The 19,570-nt window shown below is 69.6% G+C and carries 20 protein-coding genes; 10 read left to right on the forward strand and 10 right to left on the reverse strand.

Going from position 1 to position 19,570, the window contains the following annotated elements:
- The coding region (locus tag M8859_RS35120) for a hypothetical protein (RefSeq protein WP_249645550.1) at positions 1-96 on the reverse strand (96 nt) is incomplete at its 3' end.
- 297 nt (positions 97-393) lie between these two features.
- Here M8859_RS35120 and M8859_RS35125 point away from each other — a divergent pair.
- From M8859_RS35125 to M8859_RS35150, 6 genes are read left to right on the forward strand one after another with little or no spacing between them, the layout of a single operon-like run.
- The gene (locus M8859_RS35125; RefSeq protein WP_195071493.1) at positions 394-1,863 is read left to right on the forward strand and encodes an aldehyde dehydrogenase; all 1,470 of its coding nucleotides are present in this window, start codon (positions 394-396) and stop codon (positions 1,861-1,863) included.
- Positions 1,864-1,902: 39 nt separating this feature from the next.
- Positions 1,903-2,655: an SDR family oxidoreductase gene (locus tag M8859_RS35130; RefSeq protein ID WP_195071492.1), complete on the forward strand. Its 753-nt coding sequence runs from the start codon at positions 1,903-1,905 to the stop codon at positions 2,653-2,655.
- Positions 2,652-3,530 carry an NAD(P)-dependent oxidoreductase gene (locus M8859_RS35135; protein ID WP_159930448.1) on the forward strand — a complete coding sequence of 293 codons (879 nt, stop codon included), beginning with the start codon at positions 2,652-2,654 and terminating at the stop codon, positions 3,528-3,530. Before M8859_RS35130 ends, M8859_RS35135 begins: the two co-directional genes overlap by 4 nt.
- Positions 3,527-3,931 (forward strand): carboxymuconolactone decarboxylase family protein, encoded by a 405-nt coding sequence (locus M8859_RS35140; protein ID WP_159930449.1) that lies wholly within the window; start codon positions 3,527-3,529, stop codon positions 3,929-3,931. The genes M8859_RS35135 and M8859_RS35140 overlap by 4 nt, the downstream gene beginning before the upstream one ends.
- Before the next feature lie 14 nt (positions 3,932-3,945).
- Complete coding sequence (locus tag M8859_RS35145; RefSeq protein WP_159930450.1) at positions 3,946-5,415, forward strand: FAD-dependent oxidoreductase; 1,470 nt, start codon at positions 3,946-3,948, stop codon at positions 5,413-5,415.
- A 32-nt stretch (positions 5,416-5,447) separates the two neighbouring features.
- Positions 5,448-6,026: a TetR/AcrR family transcriptional regulator gene (locus M8859_RS35150; RefSeq protein WP_159930451.1), complete on the forward strand. Its 579-nt coding sequence runs from the start codon at positions 5,448-5,450 to the stop codon at positions 6,024-6,026.
- Positions 6,027-6,031: 5 nt separating this feature from the next.
- Here M8859_RS35150 and M8859_RS35155 read toward each other — a convergent pair whose 3' ends face one another.
- On the reverse strand, positions 6,032-6,781 hold the full coding sequence (locus tag M8859_RS35155; RefSeq protein WP_159930452.1) for an SDR family oxidoreductase: 750 nt from the start codon (positions 6,779-6,781) through the stop codon (positions 6,032-6,034).
- 112 nt (positions 6,782-6,893) lie between these two features.
- Between M8859_RS35155 and M8859_RS35160 the strand changes: the two genes are divergently transcribed.
- A complete protein-coding gene (locus M8859_RS35160; protein ID WP_249645551.1) occupies positions 6,894-8,480 on the forward strand; it encodes a GMC family oxidoreductase in 1,587 nt (528 codons plus the stop codon).
- 19 nt (positions 8,481-8,499) lie between these two features.
- Here M8859_RS35160 and M8859_RS35165 read toward each other — a convergent pair whose 3' ends face one another.
- Positions 8,500-8,847 carry a DoxX family protein gene (locus tag M8859_RS35165; protein WP_159930454.1) on the reverse strand — a complete coding sequence of 116 codons (348 nt, stop codon included), beginning with the start codon at positions 8,845-8,847 and terminating at the stop codon, positions 8,500-8,502.
- Between the two features lie 100 nt (positions 8,848-8,947).
- Between M8859_RS35165 and M8859_RS35170 the strand changes: the two genes are divergently transcribed.
- Positions 8,948-9,826, forward strand: a complete 879-nt coding sequence (locus tag M8859_RS35170) for a sigma-70 family RNA polymerase sigma factor (RefSeq protein ID WP_249645552.1) — start codon at positions 8,948-8,950, stop codon at positions 9,824-9,826.
- A 125-nt stretch (positions 9,827-9,951) separates the two neighbouring features.
- On the opposite strand, the gene M8859_RS35175 is transcribed toward M8859_RS35170, so the two are convergent.
- Entirely contained in the window at positions 9,952-10,935 is a 984-nt protein-coding gene (locus M8859_RS35175; protein ID WP_159930456.1) for a helix-turn-helix transcriptional regulator, read from the reverse strand.
- Between the two features lie 279 nt (positions 10,936-11,214).
- Here M8859_RS35175 and M8859_RS35180 point away from each other — a divergent pair, with 279 nt between their 5' ends.
- Positions 11,215-12,435 (forward strand): PucR family transcriptional regulator, encoded by a 1,221-nt coding sequence (locus M8859_RS35180; RefSeq protein ID WP_159930457.1) that lies wholly within the window; start codon positions 11,215-11,217, stop codon positions 12,433-12,435.
- Between the two features lie 116 nt (positions 12,436-12,551).
- On the forward strand, positions 12,552-13,904 hold the full coding sequence (locus M8859_RS35185) for a DUF5933 domain-containing protein (RefSeq protein ID WP_195071488.1): 1,353 nt from the start codon (positions 12,552-12,554) through the stop codon (positions 13,902-13,904).
- 62 nt (positions 13,905-13,966) lie between these two features.
- Here M8859_RS35185 and M8859_RS35190 read toward each other — a convergent pair whose 3' ends face one another.
- Genes M8859_RS35190 through M8859_RS35215 form a run of 6 tightly spaced genes read right to left on the reverse strand, consistent with a single transcriptional unit; the run spans position 13,967 to position 19,458 of the window.
- The gene (locus M8859_RS35190; RefSeq protein ID WP_195071487.1) at positions 13,967-15,367 is read right to left on the reverse strand and encodes an AMP-binding protein; all 1,401 of its coding nucleotides are present in this window, start codon (positions 15,365-15,367) and stop codon (positions 13,967-13,969) included.
- Positions 15,360-15,962, reverse strand: coding sequence for an energy-coupling factor transporter transmembrane component T family protein (locus M8859_RS35195; RefSeq protein WP_159930460.1), 603 nt, complete (start codon positions 15,960-15,962; stop codon positions 15,360-15,362). Before M8859_RS35195 ends, M8859_RS35190 begins: the two co-directional genes overlap by 8 nt.
- Positions 15,959-16,639: an energy-coupling factor ABC transporter ATP-binding protein gene (locus tag M8859_RS35200; RefSeq protein ID WP_249645553.1), complete on the reverse strand. Its 681-nt coding sequence runs from the start codon at positions 16,637-16,639 to the stop codon at positions 15,959-15,961. The genes M8859_RS35195 and M8859_RS35200 overlap by 4 nt, the downstream gene beginning before the upstream one ends.
- A complete protein-coding gene (locus M8859_RS35205; RefSeq protein ID WP_195071484.1) occupies positions 16,636-17,763 on the reverse strand; it encodes a thiolase family protein in 1,128 nt (375 codons plus the stop codon). The genes M8859_RS35200 and M8859_RS35205 overlap by 4 nt, the downstream gene beginning before the upstream one ends.
- Positions 17,760-18,881: a class I adenylate-forming enzyme family protein gene (locus M8859_RS37410; RefSeq protein ID WP_249645554.1), complete on the reverse strand. Its 1,122-nt coding sequence runs from the start codon at positions 18,879-18,881 to the stop codon at positions 17,760-17,762. Before M8859_RS37410 ends, M8859_RS35205 begins: the two co-directional genes overlap by 4 nt.
- Positions 18,874-19,458, reverse strand: coding sequence for a biotin transporter BioY (locus M8859_RS35215; protein WP_195071482.1), 585 nt, complete (start codon positions 19,456-19,458; stop codon positions 18,874-18,876). The genes M8859_RS37410 and M8859_RS35215 overlap by 8 nt, the downstream gene beginning before the upstream one ends.
- Positions 19,459-19,570 lie beyond the last annotated feature (112 nt).

Below are 19,570 nucleotides of genomic sequence, written 5' to 3' on the forward strand. Positions count from 1 at the left end.
CGCCTCCTCCCGCAACCGCCGATACACCGGATACGGATCCTCATGAAACCCATAGTCATACGGATCGAACACCAGCGGCCCCACCACAACCGTCATCACACACACTCCCAATCCGATAACACGTTCTGCCGTACGGCGCGACGGTGAGACATCGACAGAGACAGATAGCTGGACATGTGTCTGGACACTACCATCCTTCGTCCGACCCGGACAATACTTACAGGACCGCAACCAGTTCGCGCGAGGAACCGGTATCTCCGAGAGCTCCACAAGGGGGCACCCGACCCGGTGAGCGATCTCGGCAATGATGAGACAGTTAGAACCTGTTATTGCCACCGATCGCGATCCGAGACTATATTCCGTACACGTGTCCAGACAGTATCGGAGTTATCCATGAGCAGCCTTCTGCCCGCCGACGGGTCCCGCCTGCTGATCGGCGGCAAGCTGGTCGAGGGCGCCGACGGGGTCTTCGCGACGGTGAACCCCGCGACCGAGGAGGTCCTCGGCCTCGCCGCCGACGCGAACGCGGCCGATCTCGACGCGGCCGTCGACGCCGCGCGCACCGCGTTCGACGAGACGGACTGGTCGCGCGATCACGCCTTCCGCGCTCGCTGTCTCGAGCAGTTGCGCACCGCGTTGCAAGCCCACGTCGAGGACCTGCGCGAGATCACGATCGCCGAGGTCGGCGCGCCGAGGATGCTGACCGGCGGCCCGCAGCTGGAAGGCCCGGTCGCCGACCTCGGGTACGCCGCAGACCTCGCCGAAACCTACGAGTGGGAAACCGATTTGGGCGTGGCCGAGCCGATGGGCATCAAGACGCGCCGGGTCCTGCGCCGGGAGCCGATCGGCGTGGTCGGGGCGATCACACCATGGAACTTCCCGCATCAGATCAACTTCGCGAAGCTGGGCCCCGCGCTGGCCGCCGGGAACACCGTCGTGCTCAAACCGGCCCCGGATACCCCGTGGTGCGCGGCGGCGGTCGGGGCGATCATCGCCGAGGAGACCGATATCCCGGCCGGAGTCGTGAACATTGTGACCTCCGCCGACCACACCCTCGGCGCCCGGCTCACCGAGGACCCACGCGTCGACATGATCAGTTTCACCGGATCCACGGCGACCGGACGCGCCGTCATGACGGGCGCGGCTACGACGCTGAAGAAGGCGTTCCTGGAACTGGGCGGCAAGTCGGCGTTCGTCGTGCTCGACGACGCCGACATCGCGGCGGCATGCTCGGTGGCGGCGTTCTCGGTGTGCGTGCACGCCGGACAGGGCTGCGCGCTCTCCACCCGGCTGCTGGTGCCGCGCGCGGCCTACGACCAAGCGGTACAGGCGGCCGCGGCCACGCTCGGGGGAATCAGGCCGGGCGATCCCGCCGATCCGCGCACGGTGTGCGGGCCGCTGATCTCCGAACGTCAGCGCGCCAGGGTCGAACGCTACCTCGACATCGCGCGGGCCGAAGGTGGGCGGATCGTGGTCGGCGGCGGCAGGCCTGCCGGGCGCGAGCGCGGGTTCTTCGTCGAACCGACGCTGATCGCGGACGTCCCCAACACCGCGACGGTCTCCCGCGAGGAGATCTTCGGCCCCGTGCTGGTGATCATCCCGCACGACGGCGACGAGGACGCCGTCCGCATCGCCAACGACTCCCCCTACGGCCTCTCCGGTTCGGTGTGGGGAACCGATCCCGAGCGCATCCGGCGCGTCACCGCAGGCGTGCGCACGGGGACGTTGAGCGTCAACGGCGGTATCTGGTACTCCGCCGACGTCCCCTTCGGCGGCTACAAGCAATCCGGCCTCGGCCGCGAGATGGGCATCGCCGGTTTCGAGGAGTACCTCGAGACCAAAGTCATCGCCACCGCTGTCTGATCAGCGCGGGACAACGACAACACAGAGGAGCTGAACTCCATGGCCCGTTTCACGGGAAGATCCGCCATCGTCACCGGTGCTGCTCAGGGCATCGGCGCCGCCTACGCGCGGGCGCTGGCCGCCGAAGGCGCCAACGTCGTCGTCGCCGACAAGAACGCCGAGGGCGGTGCGGCGGTCGTCGAGAAGATCGTCGCCGACGGCGGCACCGCCGTATTCGGACTCCTCGACGTGTCCGATCCCGAATCCGCCACCGCCCTGGCCGATTTCACCGTCGCCGAATTCGGTGGCATCGACCACCTCGTCAACAACGCCGCCATCTACGGCGAGATGAAGCTGAACCTGCTGCTGACGGTGCCGTGGGACTACTACAAGAAGTTCATGAGCGTGAACATGGACGGCGCGCTCATCATGACCCGCGCCGTCTACCCGCACATGTCCACACGCGGCAGCGGCTCGATCGTCAACCAGTCGTCCACCGCGGCGTGGCTGTACTCCAGCTTCTACGGCTTGGCGAAGGTCGGTGTCAACGGACTGACCCAGCAGCTGGCCTTCGAGCTGGGGGGGTCGAACATCCGCGTCAACGCCATCGCGCCGGGCCCGATCGATACCGACGCGACCAAGTCGGTCACCCCCGACGTGATCGTCGACGACATCGTCAAGCGCCTGCCGCTCAAGCGGATCGGCACACCGCAGGACCTGGTAGGGGCATGTCTGTACCTGCTGTCGGACGAGGCGAGCTGGGTCACCGGTCAGATCTTCAACGTCGACGGCGGACAGATCGTGCGGTCATGAGCGCGCGCATCGGATTCCTCGGTCTCGGCAACATGGGCGCGCCGATGGCCGAGCGCCTGCTGGAATGGCCGGGCGGGCTCGCGGTCTGCGACATGCGGCCCGAGGCGGTCGAGCCGTTCCTCGCGGCCGGGGCCGACGCGGTCGTCTCCGCCGCCGAGCTGGCCAGGCAGGCCGCGATCATCTCGATCACGGTGGTCAACGACGCCCAGGTCCGCGAGGTGATCACCGGTCCGGAGGGCCTGCTGCGCACCGCCGCGCCGGGCACCGTGGTCGCCGTGCACTCCACGATCAGCGATCGCACCGCCGAAGAACTCGCCGCAGTCTGCGGCGACCGCGGCGTCGAGTTGGTGGACGCGCCGATCAGCGGCGGCGCAGCCGGTGCGACCCGCGGCGCGCTCGCGGTCATGGTCGGTGGCAGCGAGGCTGCGTTCGAGCAGGTGCGCGAACCGTTCGGCTGCTTCGCCGATCTGATCGTGCACGCCGGGCCGGTCGGCGCGGGCACACGGATGAAACTGGCGCGCAACCTGTTGCACTTCGTCTCCTTCACCGCGGCCACCGAGGCGCAGCGCTTGGCCGAGGCGGCGGGTCTGGATCTCACCGCGCTCGGCAAGGTGGTACGACACTCCGACGCGGTCACCGGTGGCCCCGGCGCCATCATGCTGCGCGACACCGCCGCCCCGATCCAAGACGGCGACTTCTGGTTGCCGATCCTGCGGCACGTGCGCGACCTCGGGGAGAAGGACCTGAGCCTCGCCCTGGAACTGGGTGAACGGCTCGACACCGCGCTGCCACTGGCCCGACTGGCCCTCGACCGGCTCGGCCCCGGACTCGGCGTCGGGACGAGCACCTCCGCATCGGAAAGGCATTCATCATGAGCGACAACGGTTCCGCGGACTCCGTGCGGCAACGCGGCCTGGCCAAGATGGCCGAGGTGTACGGCACGGAATTCCAGGACTACCCCGGCCCCCACTTCGCCCTCACCTCCGACCACCTCTTCGCCGAGATCTGGTCGCGCCCCGGCCTCACCATCCGCGACCGCAGGCTGCTGCTGCTCGGCGCGCTGGCGGCGCAGGGGGCCATCGACACCGCGGGCATCCAGATCGGGGCCGCACTGCGCAACGGCGAGCTCACCGAAGAACAGCTGCATGAGATCGCGGTGTTCCTGTGCTACTACGTGGGTTGGCCGAACGGCACCAAACTCGACCTGCTGGTGGGCACGATTGTGGCGCAGCAGAAGAAGGCCGCCCGCGCGCAGACCGCGTCCACCGAGCAGTGAAGGATCCATCGACCATGTCCGAGGCCACCACCATTCGCCCCATGCGCGCCAGCCGAGTCCAGACCTGGGACCACCGGGCCGACGTCGTCGTCGCCGGATACGGCATCGCCGGGGTCTGCGCCGCCATCGAGGCCGCCCGCGCGGGTGCGGACGTGCTCGTCCTGGAACGCACCGGCGGCTGGGGTGGCGCTGCCGCCCTCGCCGGCGGGTTCATCTATCTGGGCGGCGGCACGCCGCTGCAACAGGCCCTCGGTTTCGAGGACACCCCGGAGAACATGGAGACCTTCCTGCTCGCGGCGCTGGGTCCCGGCGTGGACAAGGCGAAGATCGCCGACTACTGCCGCGGCAGTGTCGAACACTTCAACTGGCTGGCGGCCTGCGGTGTGCCGTTCCGGGAGGCATTCTGGGGCGAGCCGGGCTGGGAGCCGCCGCACGACGAGGGACTGATGTACTCCGGGGGCGAGAACGCCGCGCCCTTCAACACCATCGCGATCCCCGCGCCCCGCGGCCATGTTCCGCAGATGGCCGACAAGCGCACCGGGGAGAAGGGCGGCGGCTACATGCTGATGAAGCCGCTGGCCGACACCGCGCAAACGCTGGGCGTCCGCGCCGAGTACGACATGCGGATCGCGCGGCTGATCCTCGACGACGACGATCGCGTGGTCGGGGTGCTGGCTCGCCGCTACGGCGAAACGGTCACCATTCGCGCCGAGCGCGGGGTCGTACTGGCTACCGGCAGCTTCGCCTATCACAAGGAGATGATCGAACGATACGCGCCGCGACTGATCGGCCGACCCGGCGCCGCGATCGAGGAACACGACGGCATCGGCATCCGACTGGCGCAGGCACTCGGCGCGGAGCTGGCGCACATGGACGCGACCGAGGTGGCGTTCTTCGGGGACCCGCAGCTGCTGGCGCGCGGCATCCTGGTCAACGGGCGCGGCCAGCGCTACGTCCCGGAGGACACCTACCCCGGCCGGATCGGGCAGGCGACGCTGATCCAGCAGGACAACCAGGCGTATCTGGTGATCGATGAGGCGTCGTACGAGGAAGCGCTGACGACCGAGACCTCGACGCCGTTCTTCCGCCAGCCCCCGACCTGGGCGGCGGAGACGATCGCCGAGCTGGAGGCCGAGATGGGCCTGCCCGGCCAGGTGTTGCAGTCGACGGTGGAGTGCTACAACCTGCACGCCGCCAACGGCCAGGACCCGCTGCTGGGCAAGAAACCGGAATGGGTGCGCCCGCTACGCGGCCCGGTGGCGGCGTTCGACATGCGCGGATTCACGGCCGGTTTCACCCTCGGCGGACTGCGCACCGACCTCGATTCCCGGGTGCTGCACGTCTCCGGAGAGCCGATCGCGGGACTGTTCGCGGCCGGCCGCTGCACCTCGGGTCTGTGCGCGGGCGGTTACGTCAGCGGTGCGTCGCTGGGCGACGGCAGCTTCTACGGGCGCCGGGCCGGCATCGCCGCCGCCAAGAACTGAACCCGCCGACCCGCCTAGTAGGATCCAGACACATGTCCGAACCCGATTCCGTCATTCTCGAGGCAACCCGCCGCAGGCTCTCCGGCAAGCAGGCCGACACCGTCGACAAGCTGACCCGTTCGGCGGTGGAAGTGCTCGCGCGCGAAGGCTTCGCGGGCATGACCATCCGGATGGTCGCCGCGGCGGCCGGAGTCGGAACGGCCACGGCGTACACCTACTTCTCGTCCAAGGAGCATCTGGTCGCCGAGATCTTCTGGCGGCGGCTGGTCGCGTCGCCCTCACCGGTCAGCGACGACCCGGACTCCACCGTCCGGGTCGTCGCCGAGCTGCGCAACATCGCGATGCTGGTGGCCGACGAGCAGGAGCTGTCCGGCGCGGTCACCAGCGCCCTGCTCGGCCGCGACCCCGACGTGGAGCATCTGCGCGGACGTATCGGCGCCGAGATCCGCAAGCGCATCATCCGCGCACTCGGTCCGGATCCGGACCCGGACGTCGTCGAATCGCTGGAGTTGCTCTACGCGGGCGCGCTGGTACGCGCGGGCATGGGGTACGGGTCCTACTCCGAGATCGCCGACCGCATCGAGACCTCCGCGCTGCTCATCCTGCGCTAGCGCGGCTACCGGCCGCCGGCCAGATCCGTGAAGGACCCGGTCACATAGGACGCCTCGTCGGAGAGCAACCAGGCGATCGCAGCGGCGACCTCTTCGGGGTCGCCGCCTCTGCGCATCGGCAGCGTCGGTGCCAGGCGATCGACCCGGCCCGGTTCGCCGCCGTCGGCATGGATGCCGGTGTGGATGTAGCCGGGACGGACCGCGTTGACCCGGATGCCTTCGGCCGCCACCTCGAGCGCGAGCCCACGGGTGAAGGTGTCCAGCGCGCCCTTACCGGCGGCGTAGTCGACGTACTCGCCGGGCGCACCGAGCCGTGCGGCCACCGAGGAGACGTTCACGATCGCACCACCGGCGCCACCGTGCGCCGTGGACATCCGCAATACGGCGTGCTTCGCGCACAGGATCGGGGCGATCACGTTCACCGCCATGGTGCGATGCAGCCGGTCGGCGTCCAACTCATCGACGCGGCACTGTTTTTCGAGAGCGCCCGCGTTGTTCACCAGGCCGGTGAGGATTCCGAATTCGGCGTCCACGGTGGCGAACAGTGCCTCGATCGCGGCGGGGTCGGCAAGGTCGGCGCATACCGCGCGGGCCACGCCACCCGCCGCGCGGATATCGGCGACGACAGCGTCGGCCGCCGCTGCCTCCGTCCGATAGGTCAGGCAGACCCGATGACCGTCGCGGGCCAGGCGACGCGCCGTCGCCGCGCCGATCCCTCGGCTACCCCCGGTGACCAGGACAGCTCTCGATCGCACTGACGAACTCCTCTCGTTGCCCACGACTTCGTGCCGGTTACCCGAAACCGGGCCACGCGGCGCGCGGTTGCTCGTATCTTTGCCGTAGTCGGTGCAGATCGGAGTGGGAAAAGTGCAACCTGGTGAGTTCTCCGCGGACTACGTCGTCGTCGGCTCGGGATCGGCGGGCGCGGTGGTGGCCAATCGGCTCAGCGCCGATGCGGGCACCACGGTGGCGCTGCTGGAGGCGGGCCCGCCGGACAAGAACAAATTCGCGCACATACCCGCCGGTTTCGCCAAACTCTTCCGCTCGGAGGTGGATTGGGACTACCTCACGCAACCGCAGCCGGAGCTGAAGAACCGCGAGATCTACTGGCCGCGCGGCAAGATGTTCGGCGGCTCCTCCTCGATGAACGCCATGATGTGGGTGCGCGGCTTCCGGGCGGACTACGACGAGTGGGCGCTGCTGGCGGGTGAGGAGTGGGGCTTCGCCGCGGCCGTCGAGCAGTTCCGCCGCATCGAGCGCGTAGAGAACGCCCAGTACCCCGACGAAGGCACCGACGGTTTGCTGCACGTCTCCCGCCAGCGCAGTCCGCGCGGCCTCACCGCCGCCTATCTGGCCGCCGTCGAGGAGGCCGGCTACCAGGTCGAGCCGCCGAACCGTCCGCAGCCGGACGGATTCAGCGAGACCATGGTGACCCAGCGCGGGGGCCGTCGATGGAGCACCGCCGACGCCTACCTGCGGCCCGCCTTGCGTCGTCCGAACCTCACGGTGCGCAGCGAGGCGCTGGCCACCCGGGTGCTGTTCGACGGCACGCGCGCCGTCGGCGTGGAGTACCGCCGAGGCGGCAGCACGCACACGGTGACCGCGCGGCGCGAGGTCGTCCTGTGCGGCGGCTCGATCAACAGCCCGCAACTGCTGATGCTCTCGGGTATCGGCGATCGTGACGAGCTGGCCCGCCACGGCATCGAGGTGCGCCACCACGCGCCGGAGGTGGGCGCGAACCTGCAGGATCATCTGGTCGCGGGCATCGGCTACGGCGTCACGGAAGACTCGCTGTTCGGCGCCGAGAAGCCGCGTCAGCTGCTGGCCTACCTGCTGCGCCGGCGCGGCATGCTCACCTCGAACGTCGGTGAGGCGTACGGGTTCGTGCGCAGCAAGGCGGACCTGGAGTTCCCCGACCTGGAGCTGATCTTCGCGCCCGCGCCGTTCTACTACGAGGGACTGCAGGATCCCACCGAGCACGGCGTGATCCTGGCGACGGTGCTGCTGCGCCCGCAGAGCCGAGGACGGATCGCCCTGTCCGGCGCGGACCCGTCCGCCAAACCCGTCATCGATCCGCGCTACCTGTCCGACAGCGCGGGCGCCGACCGCTCCGCCATCATGGCCGGACTGCGCGTGTGCGCGGAGATCGCCGCGCAGCCCTCGATGAAAGCGGTGCTGGGCCCGCTGATCTACCCGCCGCAGGCGCCCGAGGAGATCGAAGCCGCCCTCGAACTGACCCTCAACTCCTACTCACACACGCTCTACCATCCGGTCGGCACCTGCCGCATGGGCGCCGACGCGGCCAGCGTCGTCACACCCCGGTTGGAAGTGCGCGGCGTGCAGAGACTCCGGGTGGCCGACGCCTCGGTGATGCCGCTCATCATCCGCGGCCATACGCACGCGCCCGCGGTGTTCATCGGCGAGCAGGCGGCCAAGTTCATCCTCGCCGGATAAGAGGTATCGCCTCCTGCGGCTACGACACCACGGAAAGCCCCAGCGAAGCGGCTGCCAGCACGAGATAGGGCATCGGATAACCGATGTGCCCGTAGTGCCGCGCCCGGACCACGGTCACCACCGCGCCGACGAAGTAGACGACCAGCCCGGCCGCCGCCGCCACGCCGATCGGCGGAACCGCCAGACCGATCAGCAGCCCCGCCCCGCCGAGCGCTTTGACGAGGGCCAGCGGTGTAAGCCAGGATTCCGGAACCCCGTAGGCGCGCATGTTCTCGCGCACCCACTCGGCGCGGACCACGTCGATCCCCGCCGCGAGCAATGCGGCCGCGGCCGCGAGAACCGTGGCGATCACGTAGGCGATGTCCATACCACTACCCTTCTGATGTCGCGCTCGGTCCGAATCTCGTCACCCGGGCGCTGCCTGATCCGTCATCCCGATGACGGAGTACGAACCGGAAAGGTGACCGATGGACACCGAGGACGGGTTGGCGCGGGAATTCGAGTCCCAGCGCGACCACTTGCACGCGGTCGCCTATCGCATGCTCGGCTCACCGAGCGAGGCCGACGACGCGGTGCAGGAGACATGGCTGCGGCTGGCCCGCCACGACGTCGCGGACGTACGGAACCTGCCCGGCTGGCTCACCACAGTCGTCTCCAGAATCTGCCTGGACATGCTGCGCGGCCGGGCGGTGCGGCGCGAAGAACCGCTCGACCACCTGACCCGGCTCGATGGCGTCGCCGACGACAACGAACCGGAGCACGAGGCGGTCTTGATCGAGTCGGTGGGCCGGGCACTACTGGTGGTGCTGGACCGGCTCGGCCCCGACGAGCGGGTCGCATTCGTCCTGCACGATCTGTTCGCGGTGCCGTTCGAGGAGATCGGACCGATCGTCGGACGCACCACACCGACCACCAAGAAGCTGGCCAGCCGCGCTCGTCACCGCGTCCGCGGTGACCATGCCACGGCCGCCCCCGAACTCGCCGCGCAGCGGCCGGTCGTCGACGCGTTTCTCCGCGCGGCCCGCAGCGGCGACCTCGACGATCTCCTGGCCGTGCTGGCGCCCGATGTGATCCGGACGGCCGACGCCGCCGCGCTGCCCGCCGGGGTGGCCACGACCGTGCGCGGCGCGGCGTCGGTGGCGAAGGAAACCGTGCTGCTGCGCAGGCGTTCGCAGCTGGCGGCCCTCGCGCTGGTGGACGGTCGCCCGGGAATCGTGGTCGCGCCGCACGGCCGGCTGCGGCTGGCGCTCACCGTCACGGTGCGCGCCGACCGAGTCGCCGGATATCGGGTGATCGCCGACCCGGCACAGCTGCGGCAACTTTCGATCACCGTGCCGCTCGACTGATCTCGATCGCGCGGCCGCCGCAGCGGCGTAGACGGCGGCTTGCGGACCTCGATGCCCTTGCCCCCGAGTACGCCAGACCTACACGAGCGGCGCATCCGCTTCCGGTGCGCCGCGATTGCGCCGGATCACCGACCATTCCGGACGCGCGTGGCCCCGTCCGGCTCCCGCCCGCTACCCGGCGCTTCGCTCTCCGCCAACCGGCGCCGCCGGAAATCTCTCGGTGTCTCGCCGAAGCGCGCCTTGAACGCCGCCGAGAACCACGCGGGGGTGAATCCCGCGCGGGTGGCGAGTTCTCCGATGGAGACTTCTTCGCGCGCCGGATCCTGGAGCAGATCGCGGGCGGCGCGCAGTGCCTCGTCCTGCCGCAGGTCGCGGTAGGTCGTGCCCAGCTGCTGCAGTACCGAGCGCAGCTGCCGGGGCGACCAGCCCAATGCGTGCGCCACCGCGGGCAGCCGCACGTCGCCACGGCCGACGTTGGCGCGCACGTACTGCCGGATCTGCGCGGCGATCCGGGCGTGATGCGCCCGCTGTGGACGAGTGTCCCCGAGTGAGAGCATGCTCAGCAGCTCCGCGATCCGGTCGCAGACCGCGTTGAACTCGCGATCAGAGAGATTCGCCTGTTCGGCATGGGTGCTGCGGATCATGTCCTGCAGGATTCGGCCCAGACCGGAGTTCAGGTCGATCGTCGTGCCGCGATCGGAGAACGGACCCACTCGATGGTCGAGCTCCGGTCTGGGCACCTGAAACGCGTACGCGGACAACAGCGGAATGTGGATCTGGCACAGATCGTCGAGGATGGTCACCGCGGCCTGCCCGGGCCGTGCTCGTGCTTCCTCCTCGCGATACCGCACCGAATACACGCCCGCTTCGGGGACGACCACCCAGTAGAAGTCGTCGCACGGACCGTGCCGGATGTTCGTCCGCGTGCGGTAGGACGTGCTGATTCCGCGCTGTTCCCAGCGCAGCAGCCGGTACACGGGGGATTCCTGGACAGTCAGGCCCGAATACCACCGTTCGGGGTCGCCGTAACGGTAGTCCATCGGGACGAAGCTGTTGGCGATCATCGTCCACGAGTCCGAATCACTCGCGGTCACGCCGTAGCACTGCATGGTGACAACCTATCGCCGCTGGTTCGCCGGTAGCCTATTGTCCACCATCACAACTCGGCCGCCACCCTCAGCGAGGGCGGCACAAGCGGCCTGGCCCGTACAGCTCGTCTCGCCGATTGCCGCGCGTGCTCTCCATCACTGCTTCTGCCGTGACGCGTCACAACACCACCTCGTCCGCTTCACCTGCTCTCACAGAACCCGCCGATCGGGTCCGCGAAAGAGACCGACCGATTAGTGTGAATGCGCCGCACAGCAATCGTGGACGGAAGGGAGTCGCCAATGTCCGTCGACAGTTCGGCCCGGCCGAGCCTCACCCTGTCGGGGAAGCCGATGTCGTCCCCACTCAAGGACGTTCGCGGGCTATCGCGTCAGATGGTCGGGCACTTCGTCGAGAACGTCATCCCCTGTGGGACCCTGCCGGGTGACGCGATCGCCGGTGACGTCACCACCATCACCCGGGTCTGCCTGGAACTGGCGGTGAGCATGCTCGACGGAGAGGACCTGCCGGAGAAACTCCAGCGCCTCGGTGACGCCGCCGCCGGGTGGGCCCGGGAGGGAGTGCCGATCGACACCATTCACCACTCCATCCACGAAGGCTTCAAAATGGGCCTGGACCTGGTGGTGTCCGGCGCGACGATGAAGGACTACGACGACCTCGTCGACGGCGCCAAGATGGTCGTCGAGATGCTCGACATGATCAACTCGGCGGTCTCCATGGCCTACGTCCGTGAGCTGCGCGCGGTGGTCAGCGAGCACCACACCGCCGTGCACACCCTGACTTCGGCGCTGCTCGGCGGGCACAGCACCTCCACCATGGCGCGCGAATGCGGCATCGCCATCGCGTCCTCGTACGCTGTTCTGGCCGTGGCGATTCCGCCGCATCGCGAAGAACACAACCCGATGGTGGATGCCAAGGTCGTCGCCCGCCGGAAGTTGCGCCGGGTCCAAGCCGAACTGGCCACCAGGTGTGGTGAGGCGGCCCTGTCTCTGCTGAGCGTGGACGGCGGCACGGTGCTCATCCCATCCGGCCATCTGGACAACGAGCAGCTCGACGCCCTGGTCACCCAGCTGTCCCACGCCGCGCAGGTGGGCGTCACCGCGACCATGGTCGAGGCCACCCCGGAGAAGATCCCCACCGCCGCCGACCAGGCCCACGAACTACTCGACATGGTGCAGCGGTTACAGGCGGTGGCCGGGCTCTACCGCTTCGACGAGCTGGCGCTGGAATACCAGCTGACCAGACCGGGGCCGGGCCGCGAATACCTCGGCTCGCTGCTGGACCCCCTGGACGCGCACCCCGAACTGCTGGAGACGCTGCAGCGGCATATCGCCAACAACCTCAACCGGCAGCGCACGGCACGCGTACTGCACGTGCACACCAACACGGTGGACTACCGACTCAAGCGGATCGGGCAGCTCACCGGATTCGACCCGTCCCAGCCCTCGGGCCTGTGGTACCTGCGCTCGGCGCTGGTTGCCCGCACCTACCGCACCACCTGATCGCTCCGCCGACCCCGACCGCAACCGCGGATCGGTTCGGGTCAGCACCGACGGAGGGGGCACCGCTCGGCCTCTCCCCCGACATGCGCCGTTAATGTCCTGTTTACGATGTCTCGGTGGTTGTGAACGACGTGCGAAGGAGCTTGACCCCACCGGGCGAGCGAGTGGGTATCGAGGAACTCCGAGAGCGTCGGTTCCGGCCGGTGGTCGTGTGGTGCGGTGTCGCGGCCATCGCGCTCGCATTGATCGGCGGAGAGCTCATGGCCGCGCACATCGGGGCGCTCGGGCCGCTGACCAGTCTCTTCCGGGACTACGCGGGCACACCGAAGTCCGCGACCACGCCCTGGGCAGGGTTTCTACTGGCCTTGGCCGGGATCACGGTTCGCGCCCGCATCGGCGCCGTCGCCGCGGCGATCGCGATCGACCTGCTGTTCGTGGTGATCAGGGCGGCCGAGGGGCGGCCGTTCACCGTCGGCAACGGGCCGACGATCGTGCTCACCGCGCTGGCGGTGATCGCGTTCGTGTGGTGGGACGAGCAGCGACGCCGCACGGCGTTGCGCACCATCGCCTTCGGCGCACTGCTGATCTCGGCGACGAAGATCAGCGAAATCTGGCTGGACATCACCGCCTGGGCCTGCCCGATGGTTCTCGATTCGTATGTGCAAGTCGCCGATCGCGCCCTCGGCAGCCCGTCGTGGCTGGCCGGGCGTGCGCTCGACGCAGCGGGACCGGTGGCGTCGGGCGTGGTGCGCTGGGTGTACTTCGAGCTTCCGCTGGCGGCCGTGCTCGTCGCGGCCTGGCAGTTGCGCGGCGTGACCGCCGGTGTGTGGCCCCGGCACTACCTGGTGCGAACGTTCTTGACGCTCGGCCTCGTCGGGCCGATCTGGTATGTGGTCTTCCCTGTGGTGGGGCCGGTGCTCGCGTACGGGCCGCAGGGACTGGGCTTCGAGATCGCCGACGTCTGGCCGAAAGTCGTTCCGGAAGTGCCGTCCTCGATCGAGGCGCTGCACTTCGACGGCATCACCCCGCGTAACTGCATGCCGTCCCTGCACACCGCCTGGGCGCTGGCGCTGTACATCCACTCCCGGCGCGGACCGCTGTGGTTGCGCTGGGGCGGCACGTTCTGGCTGGTGTGCACGCTCATCGCCACGCTGGGCCTCGGCGCCCATTACGGCGTCGACCTGGTCGTGGGCGCGGCGCTGTGCCTGACCGTCGAATCCGCGCTGCGCGATCCCGATCGGGGGTGGGATCACCATCGTGTCCGGATCGTGGCCGTGGGGGTAGCCGTCTTCACGGGCGTACTGTTGTGCATCCGCTTCTTCGCCGTGCAGATGGCAGCGCACCCGGTCCCGTTCGGCACCGTGATCCTCGGCTCGCTCGGCGCGCTGGCGATCATGTTCTACGCCACGTGGTTCGGCGCGTCATCGACCGAACCGGCCCCCTCGGCCAGTCCGCCGGTGAAACTCTGAGCCGCCGCACCGATCATCGGTGTCGGCCACACCGGTTGGTCACACCGAATTTCACTCCGACGTCAGCGATCGGCCTGGTCGCCACGGCGATGAGCGGCCAGCGTCGCGGCCAGCGCTGTCCGGTCGAGCTTGCCGCGCGGCGTGCGCGGCAGACTGTCGACGACCAGAACCTGCACCGGCATACTCGGACTCGGCAAGCTCGCTCGCAGACGCCGCCAGATCTCGGCGGCGTCCGGCGCGGTGCCGCCCACCACGATCGCGGCGGCGGGCGCCTCCCCCATGCGTGCGTCGGGCACGCCGACGCAGGCTGCCTCGGCGACACCGGGTATCGCGGTGAGCGCCGCTTCGATCGCGGCGGGTTCCACGTTCAGTCCGCCCCGGATCAGCATGTCGCTCTGCCGGCCGAACAGCCGCAGGCGGTTGCCGATCACCTCACCCCGGTCGCCGACCGTCATCCATCCGTCGACGGGACCGCCGCTCACACCGTCGGCGGTGAGGTAGCCGTCGAACAGCATGTCGCTGCGCACGAAGACCAGGCCGTCGCGAATCCGTGCCTCGACGCCGTAGAACAGTTCGCCCGCGGAGTTCTCGTCGGCGGCTCCGAGCCCGCGATCGAACGATACGAAGCTCAGTTCGGAGGCACCGTAGAAGTGCACGAGCGAGGCGTTCGGCAAGGCCTCTCGCAACGCTCGCCGTCCCGCTCGGGGCCACCGGGCCGCCGAGGACAGCACTTCCCGGACGCCGCCGACCGGACCGATGCCCGCTCGCACGACGTCCCACGCGATCGTGGGCACCGAATACAGATGCGTCGCACCGGCTTTCAGCGCGTCGGCCACCGGTCGCAGATCGACCGTCGCACCGCGCGTCAGGGCGTGCAACGCGCCGTACAGGAAATGCGTATGGTCCAGCACGCCGGGCACCGACACCCGGTCTCCGACACCGATGTCGAAGGTACGGTCGGAGCGGTCCAGCGTGGTGGCCCACGACAGCTGGTCACGCACGAAGAGTTTCGGCTCTCCGGTAGTACCGGAAGTGATGCCGACCAGCAGTTCGGTGCCCGGATCCGCGCGGCCCACCGAACCCCCGGATTCGAGTGCGCCGGCGGTCAGCACGGTTTCCTCGAATCCCAGCCGCCGCAGTCGCCGGTGCTGGTGCGGCGCGGCGACTACGGCTCCCGGTGCCGCGAGCGCGAGGACCCGGCTCAGCTGGGCGGGCAGCAGATGGCGGTGCAGCAGCACGACACTCACCCCGGCGTGCATCGCCGCCGTCACGGCTACCAGCGATTCGACCTCGGAGGTGGGAAGCACGGCCAGTCGGCGCATGCCATCGAGCCCGCAGGCGGTGCGGACGACCTTCGACCAGAACTCCTCGTAGCCGATCCGCTCGCGTCCCGCCACCACAGCCGCCGACTGTGGATGGGCCGCGGCCTGTCGAGCGATCCGCTCGGCGAGCAGTTCACTCATCGTCGACCCCCCTCGCGGCGAGGGCGTCGCCCATGGCGTCGGCCGTCCGCAGCGCGCGCACCAGCACCGGCGTGACCAGCGCCGTCATCGACCACTGCAAGCCACGGGCACGCCGCGCCTCGGCGACGTCGTGCACGATCCCGGCCAGCAACGGCACACAACGGATGGCCAGCGCCAGCAGCAGACCGATCCGCTCGGGATCGATACCGACCCTCCGCAGCGGCCCGAGCCGACGGGTCACGGCGTCGAGCATGTCGGTCACCCGCGTGGTGAGGGTGAACAGCGCCGCCAGCGCCACCGACACCACCAGTACGCCGCACACCACCGCGGCCCGCGCCGGGGAGGTGATCAGCACCTGGAACGCGCCGATGAGCAGCACCATCCACACCAACGGCCGCAACTGAGCCAACGCGACTCGCCACGGCACCTTCGCCACCGCGAACAGTCCCGCCGCCACCGCGGCGGCGAACAGCACGTGCAGGGGGGTGCGCACGAACAGCGTGGTCGCCACGATGGCCACGAGCAGCAGCACCAGCTTCGCCCCGGCCGGAATCCGGTGCAGCAGCGAATCGCCCGGACGGTACACGCCGATCATTCGATCGCCGCCCGGTACGCCGCGACGGCGGCGGCGGGCGTTCCGTCGAACACGACCGCGCCGTCATCGATCACGATGACCCGTTCGAAACTCTCCAGCAACGTCAGCTGATGCGTCACGACGATCACCTGCTGGTCCACGGCGTCCAGCGCGTCGGCGACGACCTTGGCGTTGCGCAGGTCCAGCAAGGTGGTCGGCTCGTCGGCCACGATCACTTCCGGCCTGCGAATCAGGACGGCGCCCAGGGCGAGCAGCTGTTTCTGGCCGCCGGACAGCAAGTGCGAGGGGTGCTCGGCGTGACCCGCTAGGCCGAATCGTTCCAGGACTTCGTCGACGCGCGCCGCGACCTCCTGTTTGCTCAGTCCCGTCCGCCGCAGGGAGAAGGCGAGATCCTCGGCGACCGTGGGCATCACGATCTGGGTGTCGGGGTCGGTGAAGACGAACCCCACCTTCCGCCGCACCTGTGCGCCCTTGCGGGAGGCGTCCACGCCGTCCACCGTCACGGTGCCGGAGGTCGGCGTCAGCAGGCCGTTGATCATGCGCGCCAAAGTCGATTTGCCGGAACCGTTGGATCCGATGATGCCGACGCGCCGTTCGGCGATCCGCAAATCGATGTCGCGCAGCACCTTTCGTTCGCCGAAACGGTGGCTGACCGAGTCGAAGACTATCTCGCTCACGACACCCGCTCCACGAGCACGGCGATCCCCTGCCCACCGCCGATGGCGCAGGCCGCGAGACCGAGCGCGGGACCGTCCGCGCGCAGCATCTGACTCGCCAGGCGCACCAGCAGGATGGCTCCGGACGCTCCCCAGGGATGCCCCATCGCGATGGCGCCGCCCTGCGGGCAGATCGTCGACTCGTCGAGGTCCAACTCGTCCGCCACCGCCAGCACCACCGACGCGAACGCCTCGGTGATCTCGATGACGCCGACGTCTGCCACTCCGAAACCCGTTCGCCGCAGCACTTTCCGGATCGCGGGCACGGGGCCGAGGCCGGGAAACGCCGGGTCGGATCCAGCGACGGCGCAGCCCAGGACCCGCAACGCGGGCAGCCCGGCGGCCATCGACTCGGTCGTGACCGCCATGACCGCGGCTCCGTCGGAGATCCCGCAGGAATTGCCCGCGGTGGCCGTGCCGTCGGCGCCGAAGCTGGGGCGCAGCCGCGCGAGCCGCGCCGCGGTCATGCCCGGCCGGATGCGCTCGTCGCGCCGCACGTCGCCGATCGGCACGATCTCCGCGGAGAAATCGGTGGCCGCGGCGAGGGTGTGTGAGCGGGCAGCGTAGGCGTCCTGCCGCTCCCGGCTGATGCCCCGCGCTCGCGCGAGATCGTCGGCCGCCACGCCCATGTCCGGATCGGGAAAACCCTGTGGTGCGAAGGGAGCGCGGGTGTATCGCACGGGCTGGGCGTCCGCGACCGGTGGCCAGAAGCGCCACGGGGCGGTGCTCGCCGATTCGACTCCGCCTGCGAGGACGAGTTCGTCCGCGCCGCTGCGCACCCGCAACGCCGCCTGCATCACCGCGTCCAGGCCCGAGCCGCACTGCCGGTCGACGGTGACTCCCGGGACGTGCACGCCCAGCCCCGCCCGTAGCGCGGCGACCCGGGCCGGGTCGCCGCCCGGGCCCAGGCAGTTGCCCAGGACCACGTCGTCCACTTCGGCGTCGATACCAGCGCCGCGCAGCGACGCCAGCACGGCACCCAGCACGGGAGCGGCCAGGTCGGTGGTGGTCACGTTCGCCAATCCGTGCCCCGCGTTGCCGATCGGCGTACGACGGGGCGCTATCAGAACGGGGACCGGGCTCATGTCAGCAAGTCTTTCAGCTGAGCCCTCGCGACTTTCCCCGCGGCGGTGCGGGGCAGGGCGGGCAGGGGCACCCATCGGCGCGGCATCGCCTCCTTCGCCAGCACGCGACGGGCGCGCGACCGGATCTCGTCGAGCCGGGCGCCACCGTCCAACTGCACTGCCGCCGTGACAGTTTCACCGAACACAGCGTGCGGCGAGCCGATCACCGCTACCGCGGCGATACCGTCGAACGACTCGAGGACGCGCTCGACGTCCTCGGCCACCACCATGGTGCCGCCGACATTGATCGCGCAGTCGCCTCTGCCCAGTACCGTCAGCTCGCGGTCGGGGCCGAGTTCGGCGAGATCGCCGACTCCGAACCATTCGGGCGCGCCGAGCACGCGATAAGGCGAACGAACGTAGAGCAACCCGCCGCGCACTTCGGCCTCGACGCCGTCGAGCAGCCGCAAGGGCTCGGGTACGCGCCGCGCCGCGACGAGCGAGACTTCCGAGGACCCGTAGTACTCGACGACCTCGACGTGCCCGGCTGCCGCCAGCGCACCCTCGTCCAGCGCGATGCCCGCGACGATCGCGGTGCGCAAGCGCGGACAGGCGCGCACCACCTCACGCAGTACCGCGGGAACCGCGTGCACCACGGTGGCTCGCGCCGGGTCGTCGGTGACGCACGCGCCGCGCCACAACGCGTGCAGCGCACCGAACAGGTGCATCGTCGCGTGCAGCGGCCCGGTGATCAGTACGCGGTCGGCGGGCACGACGCCGGTGATCGCGGTGAACGCGGGAAAGCTGTCGTACCAGGAAGCGGCCGTCCGCGCGAGCGGCCGGGGACGACCGGTGGAGCCCGAGGTCGCCACCAGAAGGAACGCCGTCGGCGGGAGTTCCGTACGGTGCGGCCGGGCCGCGGGATTCTCCACCAGTACCGGGATACCGCGCCGCGCCGCCGCGCAGGCGCAGATCAGCGCGTCCGGCACCGGGAGGGCCGACGCGTCGTAGGCGGAGGCGCTCGAATGCCGGTCGTTCCATCGCTCGATCGCGCCGTCGAGTTCGCCGTAGGTGTGAGTGCGGCCGCCGAAGTCGAGGGCAGGTTCGTCGTCCGCGCCGCCGAGTTCTGGACTAGGCACCGATCACACCGGGATACGCGCGGTGCACTCCCTTGGCCACCACGGTCGCGACAACGACTTTGAGCAGGTCACCGGGAATGAACGCCCAGTTGGTGGTGACCGCGGCCGCGACGCCGAGATCAGTGCGCAGCAGCAGGCCCGCGGTGCCGAAGGCGTAGATGATCAGCAGGCCGCCGACGGCGTTGATCAGCAGGCCGAGCGCGAGCGGGTATTTCGGCAGGATTCGGGCAGTGCACAGTCCGATGAACAGCGCCGCGGGAATCCACCCGACGAGGTACCCGGCGCTGGGGCCCGCCAGCGCCGTCAAACCGGTGCGGCCTCCGGACAGCAGCGGCAGGCCGATCATCGTGAGTGTCAAGAAGACCAGCACCGCGGCCGTCCCCTTGCGCGCCCCGAGCACCGCACCGGCCAGGATCACGCCGAGAGTCTGCACCGTGATCGGCACGCCGCTGAACCCGACCGTGATGGCGCCGGGCAGGCCGAGCGCCGCGATGAGGGCAGCGAAGACGGCGATCTGCGCCATGTCCCGCGCGGGAACGCCCAACCTCGGCTCCCGCGAGTTCTCGACATCCTCCACGACGACCTCCGCATCGAACTTGAACGGTGTTCAAGGTAGCAGGACGATTGCGATGCCGCACGGGTCGGGCCGCCTGGTGAGGCCGGTCCCCGCCCCCGGACGTGAGTCCGTC

The organism is Nocardia sputi (genome assembly GCF_023501985.1).